This is a genomic window from Rhodopirellula sp. SH410 (genome assembly GCF_055811895.1).
In genome coordinates this window covers 4,725,001-4,742,723 of the sequence record NZ_CM147949.1, presented here as the reverse complement: position 1 = coordinate 4,742,723, position 17,723 = coordinate 4,725,001, and the positions used below count along the sequence as shown (strand labels likewise).

13 protein-coding genes (1 of these 13 running past the window's edge) are annotated in these 17,723 nt (G+C 58.5%); 5 read left to right on the top strand and 8 right to left on the bottom strand.

The features are described 5' to 3' along the window. Window positions 1–22: 22 nt before the first annotated feature. The 6 genes from SH410x_RS17365 to SH410x_RS17340 form a co-directional block, all read right to left on the bottom strand. Window positions 23–277, bottom strand: coding sequence for a hypothetical protein (locus SH410x_RS17365; protein ID WP_473669301.1), 255 nt, complete (start codon window positions 275–277; stop codon window positions 23–25). Window positions 278–311: 34 nt separating this feature from the next. Further along, window positions 312–941 carry a 3-keto-disaccharide hydrolase gene (locus SH410x_RS17360; protein ID WP_473669299.1) on the bottom strand — a complete coding sequence of 210 codons (630 nt, stop codon included), beginning with the start codon at window positions 939–941 and terminating at the stop codon, window positions 312–314. A gap of 351 nt (window positions 942–1,292) precedes the next feature. Next, window positions 1,293–2,615, bottom strand: coding sequence for a Fe-S cluster assembly protein SufD (gene sufD, locus SH410x_RS17355; RefSeq protein ID WP_473669297.1), 1,323 nt, complete (start codon window positions 2,613–2,615; stop codon window positions 1,293–1,295). A 209-nt stretch (window positions 2,616–2,824) separates the two neighbouring features. Next, on the bottom strand, window positions 2,825–3,589 hold the full coding sequence (gene sufC, locus SH410x_RS17350) for a Fe-S cluster assembly ATPase SufC (protein ID WP_473669295.1): 765 nt from the start codon (window positions 3,587–3,589) through the stop codon (window positions 2,825–2,827). A gap of 63 nt (window positions 3,590–3,652) precedes the next feature. Continuing rightward, window positions 3,653–5,098, bottom strand: coding sequence for a Fe-S cluster assembly protein SufB (gene sufB, locus SH410x_RS17345; protein ID WP_473669293.1), 1,446 nt, complete (start codon window positions 5,096–5,098; stop codon window positions 3,653–3,655). A gap of 113 nt (window positions 5,099–5,211) precedes the next feature. Beyond that, window positions 5,212–5,502 carry a 4Fe-4S dicluster domain-containing protein gene (locus tag SH410x_RS17340; RefSeq protein ID WP_473669291.1) on the bottom strand — a complete coding sequence of 97 codons (291 nt, stop codon included), beginning with the start codon at window positions 5,500–5,502 and terminating at the stop codon, window positions 5,212–5,214. Between the two features lie 348 nt (window positions 5,503–5,850). Here SH410x_RS17340 and SH410x_RS17335 point away from each other — a divergent pair, with 348 nt between their 5' ends. The 4 genes from SH410x_RS17335 (at window position 5,851) to SH410x_RS17320 (ending at window position 13,452) form a co-directional block, all read left to right on the top strand. Beyond that, a complete protein-coding gene (locus SH410x_RS17335) occupies window positions 5,851–8,118 on the top strand; it encodes a sigma 54-interacting transcriptional regulator (protein ID WP_473669289.1) in 2,268 nt (755 codons plus the stop codon). After that, window positions 8,111–11,242: an error-prone DNA polymerase gene (locus tag SH410x_RS17330; protein WP_473669286.1), complete on the top strand. Its 3,132-nt coding sequence runs from the start codon at window positions 8,111–8,113 to the stop codon at window positions 11,240–11,242. The genes SH410x_RS17335 and SH410x_RS17330 overlap by 8 nt, the downstream gene beginning before the upstream one ends. Before the next feature lie 8 nt (window positions 11,243–11,250). After that, entirely contained in the window at window positions 11,251–11,973 is a 723-nt protein-coding gene (locus SH410x_RS17325; RefSeq protein ID WP_473669284.1) for a phytanoyl-CoA dioxygenase family protein, read from the top strand. A 93-nt stretch (window positions 11,974–12,066) separates the two neighbouring features. Beyond that, window positions 12,067–13,452: an anti-sigma factor family protein gene (locus tag SH410x_RS17320; RefSeq protein WP_473669282.1), complete on the top strand. Its 1,386-nt coding sequence runs from the start codon at window positions 12,067–12,069 to the stop codon at window positions 13,450–13,452. A gap of 92 nt (window positions 13,453–13,544) precedes the next feature. Here the strand turns inward: SH410x_RS17320 and SH410x_RS17315 are convergent, their stop codons facing one another. Together SH410x_RS17315 and SH410x_RS17310 are read right to left on the bottom strand one after the other, a co-directional pair. After that, window positions 13,545–15,830: an alpha/beta hydrolase family protein gene (locus tag SH410x_RS17315; RefSeq protein WP_473669280.1), complete on the bottom strand. Its 2,286-nt coding sequence runs from the start codon at window positions 15,828–15,830 to the stop codon at window positions 13,545–13,547. A gap of 398 nt (window positions 15,831–16,228) precedes the next feature. Further along, the gene (locus tag SH410x_RS17310; protein ID WP_473669278.1) at window positions 16,229–16,543 is read right to left on the bottom strand and encodes a hypothetical protein; all 315 of its coding nucleotides are present in this window, start codon (window positions 16,541–16,543) and stop codon (window positions 16,229–16,231) included. 73 nt (window positions 16,544–16,616) lie between these two features. Between SH410x_RS17310 and SH410x_RS17305 the strand changes: the two genes are divergently transcribed. Further along, window positions 16,617–17,723, top strand: the 5' portion of a protein-coding gene (locus SH410x_RS17305; protein WP_473669276.1) for a sulfatase family protein. 444 nt of this gene lie beyond the right edge of the window; only the first 1,107 of its 1,551 coding nucleotides appear in the window; its start codon is at window positions 16,617–16,619; the stop codon falls past the right edge of the window.

Genomic DNA, 17,723 nt, shown 5'->3' with positions numbered 1-17,723 from the left:
GTGTGCCAGAGAATGGGTGTCGTCACGCCGCTTGAGTCGATCCGCCGGTCGAGAGATCCCCTGACGCGATTGAAATGGCCGCACTCTTGAGCAACTGCTCGATGCCCGCAAGAACCTGGATGAGGCCGAAGAGGGGGGCGGTCGCACGCAGTCCTTTTGCAGAATCGCATCCGGTCACAACGACCTCAACGCCGATCCGAAATGGCAACAATTTGAGCGTGAACCGGCGGCCGGCCACGATTAGCACGACACCCAAACGGCCCAAGGGGCGTTGCAATCAGTTCATTGAAATGCGTCTCGTCGTTCGTTGACTACTCAGTGGTGAGAACGATGTTTCGGAACAGCATCTTCTGATGGACGCCCTGGTGCAGTTGCAGGCCGATTTTACCTTGGGCGGGAAACTTGATCGCGGTGTAGTCCACGAACGGTTGGTCGTTCAGGAATGTTTGGATGCGTTTGCCGCTGACAATCATCCGCAGTTTATTCCACTTGCCCAAGTCGTGAACCGCTTCAACTCGATCCGATTTCGCAGGGTACGCACCCTGTTTGTCGACGGGGGCATAGATGCATCCGGTCAGGTCGACTTTCAAGGATCGTGAAATGCCAATTTGAACTTGATGCGAATCGCCGTGCAGGAAGACGCCGGAATCATAATCAGGCGAATCGGTTTGGTACTCGAGGGTCAATTCAAAATCGCCGTAGTCTGCGTCTGACCACAAAACCGAGCCCTTCTTGTCGGCGTTGTCGCCGGCGATCATCCCATCGACAACGCTCCATTGGTTCGCCAGTTTTTTGGGGGCGACGTGCCAACCCGACAGGGTCTCGCCGTTAAACAGCACGGGCGGCGTTGCCGCGGGGCCGGATGATGCTGACTCATTGGCGTAGGCAGTGGTGGCGAACGCCGAAAAACACAGACTCAGGGTGACGACAAATCGTTTCATGATGGAATTGCATGCTGAACGAGGGAGAGGCTGGAACCGCGACGCCCATTGATGTCAGCGAACCCGAAGATAAGCAACGTGAGATCAATAACTGGCGTAGTGGATCTTGTTAAAGATCCATCCAGAACAGGATCTTTAACAAGATCCACTACGGTAAACCCGTCACTTATTGTTCCTGGTGTCCTAAGGTCCGTTGGTCGGGTGAATTGTGGCGGCCGTAGTGCGGATGGCCCGACAGTATAGCAGCGCGAACAGCCTCCGAGCGGCGTCGGCACGTCTCGGCCAATTCTCGCTCACCGATGGGGAGCGAGCAGCAATGCGAAAGAAACTCATTCCGAGGGGCGTTCGATCCTAAACGTCAGGCAGTCCATGGCTCGACAGCAAGATCGCTTCGAGGTGATCGACGACCGCGGGGACTTGGACGCCTTGCACGACATCGTTGGCAAAGGCAAAGATCAACATCTTCCGCGCCAGTCCGACTGGGATGCCCCGTGAACGCAGGTAATAAAGCGCCTGTTCATCAAGTTCACCAATCGTTGCGCCGTGTGTGCACTTGACGTCGTCGGCATAGATTTCCAACTGCGGCTTCGTGTTGACGATCGCATCGTCGGACAACAGCAGGGCTTGGTTGCTCTGCTTGGCATCGGTCTTTTGGGCATCTTGGTGCACGAAGATCTTGCCGTTGAATACCCCGCGGGCTCGATCGTCCAAGATGCCCTTGTACAATTCATACGTGTTGCAGTTCGGCTTGGCGTGATCGATCCGCGTGCGGCAGTCCATCAACTGCTCACCGGTGGGCATGTAAAGCCCGTTGAGGGTCGAAACGATATCCTCGCCATCGAGCATGCAGTTCAGTTCGTTACGTGCCAACGCCGCGCCGAACGAGAAATAGTGCGAGCGAAATTTACTACGATCCTTTTGATCGATATGCGTGCTGGCGATATGCAGCGAATCGCGTTGCTCATGCTGCAACTTGTGATGGTCCAGGTCAGCATCTTCGGCGATCTCCACCTGCGTGACCGCATTGGTGAAGTAGCCGTCGCCCTCACGCCCGATGTAGGTTTCAATGACGGTGGCGCTGCTGCCTTTGCCGAGCCGGATCAGGTTGCGTGGATGGCAGACCGTCGAACCGTCTTCGACCGACAGAAAAATCAGGTGAACCGGGCGATCCAAGGCCACTTCGTCAGCGATGTCAATCACTGCTCCGTCGCTCACGAACGCGGTGTTCAGGTCGGTAAAGGTTGATTGTTCTTTGCCGACAGGCTGGGAGAGCAGTTGTCGTGCTGGTTCACGGCCCTCTCGAATCGAGCTAGCCAGACTTTCGACGATTGCGCCGGCGGGCAGCTCGTGACTCGACGAGCCACGCTCAATGTAATGGCCGTTGACGAACACGAGGCGGTGGAAATTGTCGTCAAGCTTGGCGCGACCTAGCAGATCGTCAACGGCATCGGACGCCAGTGTCAGGGACTGCACGTTGCGATACGGACGCCCCGCCAACGATGCAACCGGAGTGAATCGCCAATCTTCGTCACGCCGCGTCGGCATCCCCTCAGCAAGAAAACGTTCCCAGGCGGATTCGCGAACTTCGTTCAGCCAAGTCGGTGACGTCGCAGACTGTTCGGACTCGAACGCCGCAAAGGATTCTTGAAACGCGTCGGATTGAGTAGCAATCATGATGATCGTTGAGAGTGATTGAGTGGTGGGGTGTTTCGATTTGCCACGGGGGCGAGGCGGGCGGCGCGGGCCGCTGTCAGGGTCGATTTACCGATCGTTGCAAATCGCCGTTACGCTCGTTGGAGCGTGGATTTTGACGGGGACTGCGATCCCGCGCCGTCTGGCGAGGCGGGCGCTGCAATCGTGCGGCAACGACTCCCTGCACTTGCCTAACTGGCGGCGACGGGTTCGGCACCCGATTGCAAGAAACTGTAGCCTTTGTCTTCGAGTTCGAGGGCGAGCGATTTGTCGCCACTACGGACGATCTTGCCACCGGCCAGCACATGGACCTTATCGGGGACGATGTAGTCGAGCAGCCGTTGGTAGTGCGTCACCACAATGATCGCTCGCTCAGGGCTTCGCAGCGCGTTGACGCCTTCGGAGACAATTTTCAACGCGTCGATGTCCAGGCCGGAGTCGGTTTCATCGAGAATCGCAAGTTTAGGTTGTAGCATCGCCATTTGAAGGATTTCGTTGCGTTTCTTCTCGCCGCCCGAAAAACCTTCATTCACGCTGCGGTCCATCATTGATTTGTCCATGCCGAGCAGCTCAAGTTTTTCCTTGAGCATGGCGACAAAGTCCTTGCGGCTGATGATGGGCTCTTCCCGATACTTGTGAATCGAGTTGATTGCCGCCTTGAGGAAGTACTTGTTGCTGACGCCGGAGATTTCGACGGGGTATTGATAAGCGAGGAACACACCTTCGGCGGCCCGCTCTTCGATTTCCATGTCGAGCAAGTTTTTACCGTTGTAGAGTACTTCACCCTCGGTGATTTCGTAGTCCTCCCGCCCGGCGAGGACGTGTGCCAGTGTGCTCTTGCCCGAGCCGTTGGGGCCCATGATCGCGTGGACTTCGCCCGCGGCAACACTCAAGTTGATGCCTCGCAAAATCTCCGTGTCTTCACTGCGAGCGTGTAAGTTTTTAATTTCTAACATGGTTGAAAATGAATTGGATGGTGGAGTAGTGTTTTGTGTTTTGGAATGGTGCGCCGACACGGGTCAGCCGACACTGCCTTCGAGGCTGACATTGAGAAGCTTGCGTGCTTCGACGGCGAATTCCATTGGCAACACGTCGTAGACTTCCTTGCAGAATCCGTTGACGATCATGTTGACCGCGTCCTCGGTGGACAAGCCACGTTGCCGGAGGTAGTAGATTTGATCTTCACCGACCTTGGACGTTGACGCTTCATGCTCGACCTTGCCGGTCGTGTTTCGAACTTCGATGTAGGGGAACGTGTGGGCACCACAGCGATCGCCGATCAGCATCGAATCGCATTGGGAGAAGTTACGTGCGTTGGTGGCACCCTTCATGATCTTCACCTCGCCACGGTAGCTGTTCTGACCGACGCCCGCCGAGATACCTTTCGAGATAATGGTGCTCTTGGTGTTTTTGCCGATGTGGATCATCTTCGTGCCGGTGTCGGCTTGCTGGTGATTGGCGGTCACGGCGACGCTGTAGAATTCGCCGACCGAGTTGTCACCCTGCAAGATCACGCTGGGGTATTTCCAGGTGATCGCCGAGCCGGTTTCGACCTGCGTCCAAGAAATCTTCGAGTTCTCGCCGCGACACGCACCTCGCTTGGTCACGAAGTTATAGATGCCGCCTTTGCCTTCGCTGTCGCCGGGATACCAGTTCTGAACCGTCGAATACTTGATCTGGGCGTCGTCCATGGCAACCAATTCCACAACCGCAGCGTGTAACTGGTTTTCGTCTCGCTTGGGAGCGGTGCAGCCCTCGAGGTAACTGACGTAACTGCCTTCCTCGGCAATGATCAGCGTCCGCTCGAATTGGCCTGTGTTCTGGGCGTTGATACGGAAGTACGTCGAGAGCTCCATCGGGCAGCGAACACCCTTGGGGATGTAGCAGAACGATCCGTCGCTGAACACAGCTGAGTTCAGGGACGCGAAAAAGTTATCGGAGTAGGGGACCACCGAGCCGAGATACTTCTTGATCAGTTCGGGATGGTTATGGACCGCTTCGGAAAACGGGCAGAAAATGACCCCGTGTTTCTCCAGCGTCTCGCGGAATGTGGTCACGATCGAAACACTGTCGAATACCGCGTCGACGGCGACGTTGGCGAGCACCTTCTGCTCTTCGAGCGGGATGCCGAGCTTCTCGTATGTCTCCAACAGCACCGGGTCGACCTCGTCGAGACTGCTCAGCTGTGGCTTCTTTTTGGGGGCTGAGTAGTAGACCGAGGCTTGGTAATCGATCTTCGGATAATGAACATTATGCCAGGTAGGCTCCTCCAGCGTCAGCCAATGCCGATACGCCTTGAGCCGCCATTCGAGCAGCCACTCCGGTTCGTTCTTCTTCGATGAGATCAGTCGCACGACGTCCTCGCTGAGACCGGCTGGAATCGCATCGGCCTCAATGTCGGTGACAAAACCGTGCTCGTATTCGCGCTGGGCGTATTCTTCCAGCATCGCGTTTTCAGTTGACATGATTGATTCTCCGGGGTGGCCTTGGATGTCGATTCAGAGCAGGACGAATGAGGTCGATCAGAATAGATTATGGATGAGTTTCGAGCCGAAGCGTAGCCTAGCCCGCAGGGCGGTTATGGTGAACCACCACCGTGAGGTGTGCGTTCGATCGAGCCCGTCATGGGGGGAGTTTGTCGAGCCATCGTGGCGTTTAGGTCACGAAATGGGACCCAGTCTGCCGGCAAGTGATCCTCGTGAAAGATCGCTTCCTCCGGGCACTCCGGCACGCACGCTTCGCAATCGATGCATTCGTCCGGATGGATGTACAGCATCTTCGGCCCCTCGTGAAAGCACTCCACCGGACAAACCACGACGCAATCGGTGTGCTTGCACTCGTAACACGGCTCGGCAACAACGTGGGTCATGGAAAAATGAAGGGTTCAGTAGAACGAAGCGTTCGCGATGCAGCGACTGCAGACAGCTCGTGACGTCACTCGTGGACGTTCAGCGAAACCCTTAGATGCATATCGTGCGCCAGTTTCACGGAACAAGTTTCTTAATCGCCCGCAAACCCATTGCCATCAATAACTTACGGATCCTAGTGAGTTTTAAGTGAAAGGACACGCGTGACCATATATGGTTGGTTTTGGTGGCGGCAGGGGCATCGGACACGAAAAGACAGCCTATTTGTCGCTAGAGGTTGCGGTTGACGAAATGTGGTCATGTGGTGATATTGAGTTGGATGCTGCCGGTCCGCCCCGAGGAAGATTGCTGTGCCTGTCCCCACTCCGACCGCCTCGACTCCCACCGCCTCGACTCCGACCGCCTCGACTCCGACCGCCCCCACTCCCACCGCCTCGACTCCGACCTACGAACGGCTCCTTGAGCGGATGCTCCGCCAGCTCAATATGGGGCATGGCTTGGACGAGCTGTTGGCGTCGGTGTTCGACCAGCTCTCGGGGGTCGTTCCCTACAACCGCATTGCCGTGGCGCTTCTTGAAGAGCCCGCGCATGTCCTTCGGTTGGTCGCCTGTCGGTCCGATGGGGACGTGAATCTGAAGACCGGTTACGCGGCGCGAGTCCAGGGGTCGACGCTGGCGCCGCTGCTCGAGACGGGCGAGCCACGAATCATCGCCGACCTCGGCGAGTATTCCCGTCGCAAGCCGACGTCGAGTTCCACGGCATTGATCGTCCGCGAAGGCATGCGGTCGAGTTTGACGCTCCCGCTACTCGCCGATGGCCAGCCGATCGGGGTGATCTTTTTCTCCTCGCGAGAGGCGAATACCTACACGGCGGCCCACGCCGAATTGCTCGGCCGCCTGGCCAGCCCGATTGCGATTGGTGTTGAGAAGACTCGTTTGATTGGGCAGTTGCGGCAGAGCAATCAGGAGCTCGCGTTGGCGAACTCTGCCAAAGATGACTTTCTCGATACGCTCCAGAGCGAAGTTGACAAACAGACGCAGCAACTTCGCCAATCCGAAAGCCGGTATCGATTGCTCGTTGAGATGAGCCGGGTGGTGAACTCCAGCCTCGACATCCGCGAGGTGTTCCAGCATGCCGCCGTGCAGATTCACAAACAGCTGGGCTGCGATCGCGTCAGTTTGTTGCTGACCTCGTCAAAGTCGCCGACACGCCATGGGTTCGCGGTGGAGTTCACAGGGGACCGAGAATACTGGCCTGATGTTCCCACCCAGGCGCTGCCGGGTTCGGCATTCGATTGGGTGATGCAGCATCATGTGCCGCAGGTGGTTCGATCGCTGCGGCAGGACCATTCTTTTCCCGAAGATCAGCGACTTTTTGAAACGGGATACGGATCGAAGGTTTACTTGCCTTTGCTCTCACGTGATCAGAGCGTGGGGGTGTTGGGAATTGTCTCGCGGGACGAGCAACAACCCGATCATTGGGACCTTGAGCTATTGCGTGAAATATGCAGCCAGCTATCGATCGCACTGGACAATGCGTCAGCGTACAGCGAGATCGACCGCCTCAAGCGAGAGCTCGAGCAGCAGAACGTCTATCTGCGTGACGAGATTCGAACGGATCATGACTTTGGCAACATCATCGGCGACTCGCCCGCGATGCGGCAGGTTCGAGTTGCCGTCGAACAGGTCGCGCTGACCGATTCGACCGTGTTGATTCTCGGCGAGACCGGGACGGGCAAGGAGTTGATCGCGCGGGCGATTCACGAGAGCAGTTCACGGAGCAAAAATCTGTTGGTGAAAGTCAACTGCGCCTCGCTCGCCCCGACACTGATCGCCAGTGAACTATTTGGCCATGAATCCGGTGCGTTTACAGGGGCGACCGAGCGTCGGCGAGGTCGTTTTGAGTTATCCCATCACGGCAGTATCTTTCTCGATGAGATCTCCGAGGTACCTGCCGAGACCCAGGTCATGCTGCTACGGGTATTGCAGGAGCGTGAGATCGAACGGGTCGGCGGTAGTGAACCGATCGAGATCGATACACGCGTGATCGCGGCGAGCAACCGCGATCTGAAGGCCGCAGCGGAGGCCGGCGAATTTCGAGATGATCTTTATTACCGGCTGAACGTTTTTCCCATCCTCGTCCCACCACTGCGTCAGCGGCGTGAAGACATCCCCGCACTGTTGAATCATTTCGTCGCTCGCTTTTCCAAACGGATGAATAAGCCGATCACGCGCGTCGATCGCCATACGATGGAGATTCTGATGCAATACGAGTGGCCAGGCAATGTTCGTGAGTTTGAGAACATCATCGAACGATCGATGATCATCAGTCGCGGCGACACCCTGTCGATCGAGTCCTCGTGGTTAGCGGGTGGTGGATCGTCGCCCGGCAGCGCTCAGCAGGGCTCGCTCGCTCAGCAGGGGCCGCTCGCGGGGACCCCAGGTGTTCCCGCGACGCTGGCGGAAATCGAACGGCACGCGATTTTGGACGCACTCCAACGCTGCGATGGGAAAATCTACGGACCTGGCGGCGCGGCCGAAACATTGGGGCTCAAGCCGACGACCCTGTACGGCAAGATGAGGAAACAGCGTATTAAGACCACTCGCCAGCATGAGTAAACCGTCCATGCAATATGTCGAGCTCCACTGCCGTAGCAACTTTTCCTTCCTCGAGGCGGCTTCGCACCCCGATGAACTGGTGCAGCGTGCCGCCGAACTGGGGTACGCGGGGCTGGCCCTGACCGACCGCGAATCGATTGCAGGCGTGGTGCGCGGGCATGCTCCCGCCAAGGAACTCGGACTGCAGTACATCGTCGGCGCTGAGGTGCATCCGCTCGATGCGCCTGCGATGGTGCTATGGCCGACCGACCGGGCGGCGTACGGGCGCATGTGCCGGCTGCTGTCGCTGGGCAGGATGCGCTGCGAGAAAGGCCGCTGCGAACTTAGCTTCGACGACATCGCCGGATTCGCTGAGGGTATTTTAGCGGGGGTGATTGTCGACTCCGGCAGCGATGAACATGCGCTCAATCATTCGCGATCTTTCTTACGAGGTCCGTTTCGCGACGTGTTCGATGATGGCGGCTACATGCTCGCGTCGTTTCACCGCGGTGTCGATGATGCGGGCAAAGCGGCGTGGCTACGGGATCTCTCGCTCGCGTGCGACGTGCCGCTGTTGGCCAGTGGTGATGTGCGCTATCACTCGGCGCAGCGAATGGTATTGCACGACTGCCTCACCGCGATTGCCAACCACAGTACGATCGCCGAAATCGCCCGCGAGCGACTGCGCAACAGTCAGCACCACCTCCGTACCTTGGATGAAATCAGCGAGTTGTATCGTGATGTCCCCGATGCGATCGCGCGCACGGTGGAGGTCGCCTCTCGCTGCCGCTTCAGTCTCGACGAGCTGCGGTACGAGTACCCCATCGAGCTGGCTCCGCCCGGTAAAACACCGATCGAGCATCTCAAGCGGCTGGCATGGGAGGGAGCGCAGCAGCGCTGGCCCGATGGGGTAGCCCCGCGCGTGATCGAGATGCTGCGTCATGAGTTTGCGTTGATCGAGGAGCTGCACTACGAGGCTTACTTCCTAACGGTGTGGGATTTGGTCCGATTTGCGCGGTCGCAAAATATCCTGTGCCAGGGCCGTGGCTCGGCCGCCAATTCCGCGGTCTGTTATTGTTTGGGGGTTACCTCTGTCGACCCCACTCAAACCGATTTGCTGTTTGAGCGGTTTATCAGCCGCGAGCGAAACGAAGCTCCTGATATCGATGTTGATTTCGAGCATCAGCGTCGCGAAGAGGTGCTGCAGTATCTATACGAAAAGTACGGTCGCGATCGAGCTGGTTTGACGGCCACGGTGACGACCTACCGTGCCAAGAGTGCGATTCGGGAGGTCGGCAAATCGCTCGGCATTTCTCCGGACGTTATCGACGCGGTGGCGAAACTCGCAGGCAGCTACAGCAGTGAGCCGGAATTGCCCCAGCGGTGCCGCGACGCGGGCCTGGATCCAGACACGCCGCTGGGCAAACGGTTTCTGTACCTCACCGAGACACTCATAGGTTTCCCACGTCACCTATCCCAACACGTCGGTGGGATGGTGATGACGGCGGGGAATCTATGCGAGCTATGCGTTGTCGAGAATGCGGCGATGGCCAGCCGCACGATCATCCAGTGGAACAAGGACGACCTCGACGAACTCGGGATTCTGAAGGTCGATGTGCTGGCCCTGGGCATGTTGTCGGCGATCCGGCGATGCTTTGAGCTGGTCCGACAACATCATGGCCGCGACCTATCGCTCTCAACGATCCCCGCTGACGACACACCGACGTACGACATGATCTGTGCCGCTGACACGATGGGCGTTTTTCAAATCGAGAGTCGGGCGCAGATGAGCATGCTGCCGCGGCTTCGCCCGCGTTGTTTTTATGATCTGGTGATCGAAGTCGCGATCGTTCGCCCGGGGCCGATCCAGGGCAACATGGTGCATCCCTTTCTGGCCGCCCGCGAGAACCCCGCCGCGGCGATGTATCCCAATGATGCGGTCCGGCGGGTGCTCGAGAAAACGCTCGGTGTGCCGATTTTTCAAGAGCAGGCGATGCGCTTGGCCGTCGTGGCCGCCGGATTCACGCCGGGCGAAGCCGATCAGCTTCGCCGCGCCATGGCGGCATGGCGCCGGCCGGGCATGATCGACGCATTTCGTGTCAAGCTACTCGACGGGATGGCCGCCAACGGGTTGAGTGAGGAATTTGCCGAGCAGGTGTTCCACCAGATCCAAGGGTTTGGCGAATATGGGTTCCCGGAATCGCATGCAGCGAGTTTTGCGCTGTTGGTTTACGCCTCGTGCTATTTAAAGCGTCATTACCCCGCCGCGTTTTGTGCGGCGCTGCTCGATAGTCAGCCCATGGGGTTCTATGCTCCCGCACAGCTCATCAACGATGCGCAGAAACACGGCGTTGGCGTCCATGGCGTCGATGTCAATCACAGCGATGTGCGAACGCGCTTGGTCGCGGACGCGACTCGGGAGGGGCCGGCGATACGCTTGGGGCTGCAGATGATTCGCGGGCTCGCGTCGGCGGCAGCGGAGCGGATTTGTCTCGCCCGCGATTCGGGCGGCCCTTTCACGGACCTAAACGACCTCACACGGCGGGCCGAACTGCCGCGCGGCGTGATCGCGACCCTCGCCGACGCTGATGCCCTGGCATCCATTGCTGCGGACCGTCGGGCGGCCGTTTGGCAGTCGTTGGCCACCGATGACACGTCCGCGTCGATGCCGCTCTTGGCGTCCCTGGCACCGGACTGCAGCGTTCCCGACGAACTCGTCGCGATGACGCCGGTCGAAGAAGTTCATCGAGATTACCAGACGACGGGATTGAGTTTGAAAGCGCATCCGGTATCGTTTCTTCGCAGTGCTTTAGCAGAACGGGGCTGTCGTGCCGCAGAGGAGTTACCGTCGCTGCGTGATGGCCGGCATGTTCGCGTCGCAGGCATCGTATTGATGCGGCAGCGTCCGGCAACGGCCAAAGGAATTACATTTGTGACGATCGAGGACGAAACGGGGGGGATGAACTTAGTGATATTCGCTGCGGTATGGAAACGCTTTTTCAAGGTTGCACGCGCCAGCAACGCGTGGATGGTCGATGGCAAGCTGGAAAACCGCCAAGGCGTGATTCATGTGGTTGTCGGCCGCGTCGAAGACATCAGTGAGATGATGAACAACCTGTCCACCACTACCCGGGATTTCCGCTAACCATGCCGATGAGACTGCTAAATCGATTTGGCTACCGGATCGTCCGTGAGGTCGTCTCACCGGAGGATTGTGAGCGGATGGGCAACGAAATCACCGAATTCCTCGAGGCGGATGCTGCCAGTCGGATCGAGAATCGTCAGGGAGACATCGTTGGCGGGCGGAACTTGATCGAGCACGATTCGCTCTGGAAACCGTGGATTCACAATATCCAGATTGCCCGCATGATTCGAGACTACGCCGGCCCCAAGGCCTGCGTCGTGAGAGTTTTGTACTTCGACAAACCGCCGGGACAGGGGTGGGCGTTGTCGCTGCATCGTGATCGCACGATCGCGGTCCGTGAGCATCACGAGCCTGCGGAGCCCTTCTCGAAGCCGACCTGCAAAGCGGGGGTTCCCCATGTCGAAGCGACCGACGAGATCATGTCGCAAATGCTGACGTTGCGGCTTCATTTGGATCCGATGCGGGCGGACAATGGCCCGCTGTATATCGTCCCGCGATCGCATCTGACGACCCAAAATGGTGGGGCCGAACCAGCCGCGACCGAGGAGATCCAGACCATTTACTGCCGTGCGGGGGACGTTTTTGCCATGCGTCCGCTACTCAGCCACGGTTCCCACGCTACCGACCCCGCCACGGACCTGCGCCGCCGCGTGCTCCATCTGGAGTTCGCCCCACGCGATGCCCTACCCGCTCCGTACCAATGGCATGCAGCCAAACTGCTATCATTGTAGACGGATGTTTTCGTCGCTCTGAGCCTGTTGGACAGGCCAAATTGCCAGTTCCCAAGGCCGTCTGAACCGCCGGGCGAGGACCTCCGTAGAGCCATGGTATCGCAACGCCCTTGGACTCTCGCTCAGTCAAACGCGAACACCCTCCGCGTTCGGCTCGGAGAGCCCAACGACATTCTCACCTCCACTTCCCAGGCTGACTTGCTGATGCAAGAAGATTTACTCGGCTATCTGCTCGGTGCCCTCGAGCCTGACGAAATGCGTCGAGTCGAGCAATGGCTGCGCGAGGACGCTGAAGCGCGGCGGGAAATGGCCGAATTGGAGCGTGTGCTCAAGCGTTTAGAGGAAGCCGAGGAATTCGATGGCGATGAGTCGCTGGATTCCGACGATCTTGCCCCACCGGCGGATCTTGTTTCACGAACATTAGCGAATCTACCTCCGCTGCCGCCCCTCGATCATGCTCCTGTCCCGGCCGGATCGGGGCCTGAGGAATTCGGAGCTGAGGAGCTGGAACCTGCGGGATGGGGGCCGAACGAGCGGGAGTCACCGCATCCCGCGAGCGATTTCGGTGCGTTATCGTTAAGCAGTACCGACGAGGACGGTGGTCGCCAGACATGGAACCTGCGTGATTGGGGGGCGTCGGTCGTTGCGGCGATCATCCTTCTGGCGCTCGCGTTGCCAACCCTGCTCGAAGGGCGGTTCGCTGCCCGCAAGGCGGCCTGCCAAAACAACCTGAGAGAGCTCGGTTTGGCGATGACGCAGTTTGCTGATCGCAATGCTCAGTCTCGTCTACCCTCCGTCGCACCTTACGGATACCAAGCATTCGCCGGGATCTATGCACCTCGACTCCATGGGAGCGGCTTGCTCGATCGCCGCCAACAAACCTTTTGTCCCTCCATCGGTCCCCGTGAGTTTTGGAGCGAGAGGTGGGCACCTGAGAGAGCCCCGCAGGAACTAAACGCTGTCCTGCCAAGCCGCTCGGTGTTGGTGACGCTGGAAACTCTCGACGAGATCGGGCGGGAAGTATCGCTCGCCCGTAGCGTCATGATCGGAGAACCCGACGCGAGAGAACGCAAGATGCAGGCCATCGAGATACTTCGTTGGATCCAGATGACCGCCGGCGGAGATTATGCATACACACTGGGAGTCCGCGATGGCGGTCAGTTCTCCTCGCCACGGTTCGAATCTCGAACGCGATTTGCAGTCATGAGCGATGCGGCGGTCGTGCGAGTCAATCCGCCCAATCCGATGACTGCCGGTCACGCTTCCTATCGGTTCAACGTGACGAGCCATGGTGGCCGCGGTATCAATGTGCTCTACGAAGATGGCCATGTTGGTTTCCTGCCAACCGGATCGCTGGACAAGATCCCCGACAACCCCCTGGTCAATAACGCCGGCCTTCTCGAGGCCGGCGTGACACTCGATGATGCGTCGCTCGGCCCAAGTTGGCAGGCACCATTCATCCACGCTACCCAGCGATGAACTCTTCACTCGATTGGGTGGCGCGGAATCCCCGCGAGCGATCGCCGCGAGAGGATCGGATTGACGTGCCCGCGAATCGCTCTAAGCCGTGATCAATGGGTCGAGGTTCGCATGAACTCCATCAATTCATCAACCGGCAGTTCCTCATCGGTCGTCGCCAATCGCTGTAAGTGATCGGCATGGTCCGACAACTCGTAGATTTGGCTGGCCCGGTCAGTGCCAACCGCGGTATCGCGGATCAGCAGCGATCGCGGCGCCGCCAGGGTCATCAAGGATTCGATGTCACCGTACTTCACCGCCCCCGGAACGAAGCGAGGGGAGTGATACGAATTGGCGTCGATGAAGCGGAACCCGTCCAGCATCACTGCCGCGCCGGCGATGTTGGTGTCGGTCAACGCCGCAGCGGCGAGTGCGACCGGAGCCACTGCTCCCGTGCCGAGGACCGTGACGGTCTTCCCATCGAGTTCGCTGCCGTAGGCGAGTACGTCGAGTGCATCGGCGACTTGATCCGCCATCAACGTGCGGTTGTAGCCAAACGTGAACGCCGCGAATGGACGCTCGTCGGCGATCACTCGCTGTCGTTCCGCTGTGGTACCGTCGCACGACAACTCCCCTTGTCCGAACAGGTCGGGGACGAGGATCTCGTATCCCGAGTCAGCCAATTGTTGAACGAGCTCACGTTCGTCAGCGGACATTTGATTGAGCGATTCTTTGCCGCCATCCCGCAACCACACCACCGTGTTTCCTGGGGCGCTGCCGGAGTCAGCCGCAGACTTCGAGCGTAGGGAGACGAACGGTACCGCCGATTTTCGTGGCGAGTTCACGATCAAGCCCGACGACACTTCGACGCGATCCAAATCGAGTGCTTCACCCTGTTCCTTGACATGGGATATTTTTAGCTCGCCTTCAGAATGGGCGGGGAGCGAGAGAATCGCCCGCCAAGCCGACCCCAGTCGCGCTTGATAGTCGGCGATCTGATCCGGTGAATTCGGCCACCATGCTTGGAGACCAGCGGCCGCCTGATCGTCCATCCAGTCGCAGACAGCCTGTTCGTGTTGGACGCCTACCTCGGTCGGCTGAGGATGCTCATCGTTCCAGACCGCACCGTCGCTATCCGTGATCACTGCAAAGTCGGCTTCGACAATCGGGGTGTCGATACCGAGTCCAAGATGTTGATTCATCCACGGGTACAACGCGTCACGCGAAACGTAATTAAAGTTGTGCCGAAATCTCAACAGGTCTGAGCAATGAACGTTCTCGGTAACGCCAAACAATCCGTACAACTGCTGCAGTTCTGGGTACCCGTCCTCGAGCATGGCTTTCGTCCAGTCATTGGCTGCCGTGCATGCCATGGGCCGCGGCGCCATCAGGGCCGCCAGCTCCACGTTGCCCGCCTCGACACGTAGTAGTGAACAGTTCTCGCAATAGCAGCCACCCTGCATCGATGTCGATACCATGCCGTTGGGGAAGCTGACTTTCACCCGCGGGTCAATCGCGCCGAGCAAGATCGTCTGGGTTCCACCGCCACTGCCTCCGGTCACCCCGAGTCGCTCGGCGTCGACATCGGGCAAGCTGGCGAGAAAATCCAAGGCGCGAATCGAATTCCATGTTTGTAGGCCCATCACCGTCTGTAGACGCAGTTCGGCATCAATGCTGAACAGTGGCCACGACGTGGGCAGCGAACCGTCGGCGGGACGTTGGTCTTCCGGACGCAGCGCCGCATGCCGGTGCACGGTGTCCTGAGAAAATTGCTTTGAATCGCCGTAGCCGAGCATGTCGAAGATAAATGTCACGCAGCCCATTCTCGCCAACTGTGCACAGCGAGCTAGTTTGGGGGTTTGCCCTGATTGAACGAAACGCTCCGCACCGCCCTCAATCTGTTCCTTGATCTGCTCGTCGGTATATCTTTGCATTCGCCCCCCATGACCGTGTGGACTCAGCACACCCGCGTGCTGGCCATTGGTGGGATTGCCCTGATCGCTGCTCGCACCGTCGGGACGGAACAGCAATCCGGTCACGAAGTGTCCGGGGAGACTCTCAAAGTACACCCGTTCGATCGTGAATCCGTCACGTTGCAGTCGTCCATGAATCACAGCATTGAGCGGCGTCCGTTCCGGCATGGGAGACAACCCGGTGGCCACCAGGATCGTGTTCCGCAGATGCTCAGCATGCGACATCCACTCGGCTTTCGTTTCGGGCACATCAAAGGGAAAGTGCCCGTTGAGTGTTTGCAATTCACCGAGCCGACCGTCCGGCGGTCGCTGCCCATCGGGCATCACCGAGAGTGGGGAGGTGCTTTGCCCGTGCGCAGCAGGAGCAATCGCGTAGCATGCGAAAGCGATTGCGGCACAGATTGCGAAAGAGGATCGAAGTCGCATCAGAGATACCCTGGGGGAAATTGAAATGAGGCCAGCCGCTGTTGAGATCACCTCGGGATCAGTTTGACGACATGATCAGCCCCTTCGGTGATAGCGGGCCGTTGATCTTAATCGAACTTGGTGCCGCAGTGGTGAACTGAGCGTCGTCAGGCACCGGGCAATACTCGACGCCTTGCCGGCTTGTTGATGTCGCAACCCGACGTGTTGAGGAGAGATTCGATTCGGGGGCTCGCCGACGCGCCCGGGGCCCCTTCAGCGGCACACATCGCGAAGACGACTCAATCAACCGTCCGTGCTGTGATTCGGCCCCATTCCATTGGATCGTCCGCCAGCCACGGTGGTCTGCAACGCCGAATGCCAATCGGCAGATGGACCGATGGATCACCCTACTCCTTCAGTCAGGACTCCATCGGTCCGTGCAAAACCAAATGCCAAAACCCCGCTTCCGTCAGATCCTCGTGCTCGATCTGGCCGATGGCGTGGATGCGGAGCACCGCCATTTTCCAGTGCTCATTGTCAACCATGTTCGCGACCGCATCGGGTTCCTCCGTTGTCAGCGATTGAAAACTTTCACGTAGCCGCGAGATGCTGTCCACGGGAATGATCCGGGTAAACTGATCAACGTCGTTTGCAAACGCATCCGGGTTGAGTCGACTGAGAGCCACCTGGGAAATTGCCTGCACCTTCTCGGCAGACGCCCCGACTCTCTTCATCAGTTGAATGTGGAGGTGGGGGGATCTATGCTGCGAGCTGTCATGTTCTCATTGCTCTCTTGGGGTTTCATCCATGCTCGCTGTCCATGCGGCCGCACCCGCCGTTCTCGCCCTCACGCTGTCGTTACTGTGGGCTTCGCCGGGACGAGCCGAATCGACCGATTCGAAATCAGCTGATCGGCCCAATTTTGTCTTGCTCATCGCCGATGACATTGGCTTCCGAGACATTGGATGTTATGGCAGCGTGAACGCGCGCACGCCGCGACTCGACGCACTCGCCGGCGAAAGTCTACGTCTGACCAACGCGTTCCTGACGGCGAGCAGTTGCAGTCCCTCGCGTGCTTCGATCATCACGGGACGCTATCCGCACAACAATGGCCCAGCCTGCGAACTGCATAAACCGATCCCATGGCATCTGCCTTCGGTAACAGGCGTCTTGCGTGACAATGGGTATTACACGGCACTCTCGGGCAAGAACCATATCTCGTGGACACCCACTCCTGAAGACGCCGTTTCGCCACCATCGGCGTTCGATCACATTGACCGGGGAATCGACAAAAATGCTTCCCCCAAAAACAGTGGCGGGCATGGGAACTGGGTGCAGACGATTCAAAACCGGCCCACCGACCAGCCGTTCATGTTGTGGTTAGCCAGCTTCGATGCGCATCGGAATTGGGACGCAGATGGCCAGTGGGATGAATCGAAATACGGGCCGCTGCATCGTGGCGAGGAACTCGAATTGCCACCCGCGTTTGTCGACACACCGCAAACCCGCGAGGACTTCGCTTCCTATCTCAACGAAGTCACGCGGTTTGATCACTATGTCGGCGAAGTGGTTGACGAACTCAAGAAAGAAGGCCTGTGGAATAATACTTATCTATTCGTGTTGTCCGACAATGGGCGGCCGTTCCCTCGCGGCAAGACTCGCCTGAATGACGATGGCATGCAAACGTTCCTGATTTTGTCGGGTCCCCAAGTGACCTCAGCCGGTTCGGTTTCCGATTCGTTGGTCAGCGTGATCGATATCGCTCCCACCATCGTCGAGCTTGCGGGCATCGAGCGACCGAATACCTTCCAGGGCCGATCACTGGTGCCGCTCTATGCGGACCCGAACGCCACCATTCGTCCCTATGCGTTTTCGGAGCACAACTGGCATGACTACGAAGCTCTCGGTCGGGCC